Raw genomic sequence first — 3279 nt, forward strand, 5'->3', positions numbered from 1 at the left:
CACCATCGGCAAGATCCTCATCTCCGAGGGCTCCGAGGGGGTGAAGGTCAACACCCCCATCGCGGTGCTCCTCGAAGAGGGCGAGTCGGCCTCCGACATCTCTGACACCTCCTCGTCCGCACCGGAGGCGCCGAAGGCGTCCGAGCCGGCCGCCGAGGCGGCCCCCGCAGGGGGCTCCGAGAAGGCCGCCCCCGCCGCGGCGCCCGCCGCACCGCAGGGCGCCGATGGCAAGCGCATCTTCGCCACCCCGCTGGCGCGCCGCATCGCCGCCGACAAGGGGCTGGACCTCGCGGCGATCAAGGGCTCGGGCCCGCATGGCCGCATCGTCAAGGCAGACGTCGAGGGCGCCTCTGCGGCCCCTGCGGCGAAACCCGCGGCAGCCGCCGCAGAGGCCCCCGCGGCCAAGCCCGCCGCCGCCGCGATGCCCGCGGGCCCCGGCGCCGAGCAGGTCATGAAGATGTACGAGGGGCGCGACTACGAAGAGGTCAAGCTCGACGGCATGCGCAAGACCGTGGCTGCCCGCCTCACCGAGGCCAAGCAGACCATCCCGCACTTCTACCTGCGCCGCGACATCAAGCTCGACGCGCTGCTCAAGTTCCGCTCGCAGCTGAACAAGCAGCTCGAGGGCCGCGGCGTGAAGCTTTCGGTCAACGACTTCATCATCAAGGCCTGCGCGCTGGCGCTGCAGTCGGTGCCGGACGCGAACGCGGTCTGGGCCGGCGACCGGATGCTCAAGCTCAAGCCCTCGGACGTGGCGGTCGCCGTGGCGGTGGACGGCGGGCTCTTCACCCCGGTGCTCAAGGACGCCGAGATGAAGTCGCTCTCCGCCCTCTCGGCAGAGATGAAGGACCTCGCGGGCCGGGCCCGGAACCGCAAGCTCGCGCCGCATGAATACGTCGGCGGCAGCTTCGCGATCTCCAACCTCGGCATGTTCGGCATCGACAACTTCGACGCGGTGATCAACCCGCCGCACGGTGCCATCCTCGCCGTGGGTGCTGGCGTCAAGAAGCCAGTCGTCGGTGCCGATGGCGAGCTGACCGTGGCCACGGTGATGTCGGTGACGCTCTCGGTCGACCACCGGGTCATCGACGGTGCGCTCGGGGCCGAGCTGCTGCAGGCCATCGTCGAGAACCTCGAGAACCCCATGGTGATGCTCGCCTGACCCTGTCTGTCAGGACCGCATCGTCTGAGACGCCCGCCGCCCACCGGCGGGCGTTTCCTTTATCCGCCACTCATGTTTTCGCGGAATGGCACCCTTGCAAAGAGCATGGCTTGTGCCGCGCCCTCCCTCTCCGTTAGCGTAGGACATGCTGCAACGCGGCAGGATTTCCCACGTCTGCCGCGTTCCGAGTCCCCAGCAATTCCGGAGCTGATCCATGGTCTACACCGACCGCCAGGCCCGCCTGACGATCCTGTCCCTCGCGCTTGGCGCCTTCGCCATCGGGGTGACGGAGTTTGCCGCCATGGGCCTGCTGCCCTACTACGCGGCCGATCTCGGCGTGGGCGAACCCACCGCCAGCCACGCGGTGAGCGCCTATGCCATCGGCGTGGTGGTGGGCGCCCCGGTGCTCGCGGTGCTGGGCAGCTTCCTGCCGCGCAAGCTCTTGCTGGTGCTGCTGGTGACCTTCTTCATGCTCGCCAACCTGCTGAGCTCCATGGCCACCTCGATCGAGACACTGGTGATCTCGCGCGTGCTCTCGGGGCTGCCGCACGGGGCCTTCCTCGGCATCGGCATGCTCTTCGCCGCCGAGATGATGCCCGCGGGCCGCAAGGCCGCGGGGGTCGCGCAGGTGCTGATGGGGCTGACCGTCGCCAACATCATCGGCGTGCCGGCAGCGGGCGCGATCGGGCAGGCCTTCGGCTGGCGCTGGTGCTTCGTACTGGTGGCGGTGATCGCGGCCGGCTCGGCGCTGATGATCGCCCGCGTTGCGCCGCAGCCGCAGGATGGCCCCGCGCCGAACCCGCTGCGCGAGCTCTCGGCGCTGGCCAACCGCGCGGTCTGGCTGACCCTGCTGGTGGGCGCGATCGGCTTCGGCGGCGTCTTCGCGGTCTACTCGTTCTTCTCCGCCGCCCTGATCAACGCGGCGGGCGCCCCGGAATGGGTGATCCCCTTCGCGCTCTCGGGCTTCGGCATCGGCGCCACGCTCGGCAACTACTGGGCCGGACGCCTTGCCAACTGGTCGCATTTCGGCGGCACGCTTGTGCTGCTCGTTGGCATGGTCGCGGTGACGCTGGTCTACGCGCTGGTGATGGGCGACTGGATCGCCATGAGCCTCACGGTGATGGCGCTCGGGCTGACCGCGGGCCTCGTGATCCCGCTGCAGATGCGCCTGATGGATGTCGCCGGCGACGGCCAGACCCTTGCCGCCGCGCTGAACCACGCCGCCTTCAACGCCGCCAACGCCCTGGGGCCATGGCTGGCGGGGATGGCGCTTGCAGCAGGCTACGGCTGGAGCGCCACCGGCTACGTCGGTGCGGCGCTGTCGGCGGCCGGCATCGTGGCGCTGGCGCTGGCATGGCTCGACGGCCGCCCGCGCCGCACCCTGCGGCCCGCGCAGGCCTGAGCGTCCGCGGCCCGCACGCCCCGAACCCCGAAACGAGAAACGCCGGGCGCTTCTCGCGCCCGGCGTTTTCATGTCCGCTCTCCGGTGCGCCCGTCAGGACGAGCAGTTACAGCCGGTGAGCTTCTGATCCATGCTGCGCGAGGGCTGGTCGCAGCCAGCGTCGCCGACGATCTTGGCGGGCACGCCCGCGACGGTCTTGCAGGGCGGCACCTCTTCCAGAACCACCGAGCCCGCCGCGATCCGCGAGCCGTTGCCGATGCGGATGTTGCCGAGCACCTTGGCCCCGGCCCCGATCAGCACGCCGTCGCCGATCTTGGGGTGACGGTCCTCGTCCTCCTTGCCGGTGCCGCCGAGCGTAACCGAGTGCAGGATCGACACGTCGTTGCCGACCACCGCGGTCTCGCCGATCACGATGGAGTGGGCGTGGTCGATCATGATCCCCTGCCCGATCTTCGCGGCCGGGTGGATGTCGACGCCGAAAAGCTCGGAGGCCCGCATCTGGAAGAAGAACGCGAGATCCTTGCGCCCCTGCCCCCAGAGCCAATGCGCCACGCGCTGGCTCTGCACCGCCTGGAAGCCCTTGAAGTAGAGCAGCGGCTGCAGGAAGCGATGGCAGGCCGGGTCACGCTCGAAGGTGGCGCGGATGTCGGCGCGCGCGGCGCGGGCCAGCGACGGGTCCGAAGAATAGGCCTCGTCGCAGATCTCGCGCAGGATC

Annotated in this window: 3 protein-coding genes; 2 read left to right on the top strand and 1 reads right to left on the bottom strand. The window is 70.1% G+C overall.

Going from position 1 to position 3279, the window contains the following annotated elements:
* Together HC022_RS22030 and HC022_RS22035 are read left to right on the top strand one after the other, a co-directional pair.
* On the top strand, nucleotides 1-1162 hold a 1162-nt coding region (locus HC022_RS22030; RefSeq protein WP_167453837.1), incomplete at its 5' end, for a 2-oxo acid dehydrogenase subunit E2.
* A 214-nt stretch (nucleotides 1163-1376) separates the two neighbouring features.
* On the top strand, nucleotides 1377-2564 hold the full coding sequence (locus HC022_RS22035) for an MFS transporter (protein WP_008883794.1): 1188 nt from the start codon (nucleotides 1377-1379) through the stop codon (nucleotides 2562-2564).
* Nucleotides 2565-2657: 93 nt separating this feature from the next.
* On the opposite strand, the gene cysE is transcribed toward HC022_RS22035, so the two are convergent.
* Nucleotides 2658-3279: serine O-acetyltransferase (cysE, locus tag HC022_RS22040; RefSeq protein ID WP_167453838.1), on the bottom strand; the 622-nt coding region annotated here is incomplete at its 5' end.

This window comes from Salipiger sp. HF18, from assembly GCF_011806505.1.
Taxonomy (GTDB): Bacteria; Pseudomonadota; Alphaproteobacteria; order Rhodobacterales; family Rhodobacteraceae; genus Salipiger; species Salipiger thiooxidans.